The organism is Jeotgalibacillus marinus (genome assembly GCF_040801915.1).
Classification (GTDB): Bacteria; Bacillota; Bacilli; order Bacillales; family Jeotgalibacillaceae; genus Jeotgalibacillus; species Jeotgalibacillus marinus.
In genome coordinates this window covers 1-237 of the sequence record NZ_JBFMIA010000283.1, presented here as the reverse complement: position 1 = coordinate 237, position 237 = coordinate 1, and the positions used below count along the sequence as shown (strand labels likewise).

General features: G+C 26.2%; 1 protein-coding gene. It reads right to left on the bottom strand.

Going from position 1 to position 237, the window contains the following annotated elements; all coding sequences use genetic code 11:
- The coding region (locus AB1471_RS17865) for a GDP-mannose 4,6-dehydratase (protein WP_367781058.1) at positions 1-235 on the bottom strand (235 nt) is incomplete at its 3' end.
- Between the last annotated feature and the right edge of the window lie 2 nt (positions 236-237).

Sequence of the window (237 nt, the reverse complement as noted above, 5' to 3'; positions counted from 1 at the left end):
AGTTATCAACATGACTTTCTGCAGCAAAGTTAATTACAACATCAAATTTTTCATCTTCAAATAGTTTATCAACAAATTTTCGATCTGTTATATCTCCTTTTACAAATTTAAAATTCGCTCTATTTTCTAATGCTTTTATATTATTGTAATTACCAGCGTATGTTAGTGCATCTAAACATACAAAGTTATCTTCTGGATATTTTTCTGTTACATAATATAGATAATTGCTTCCTATGA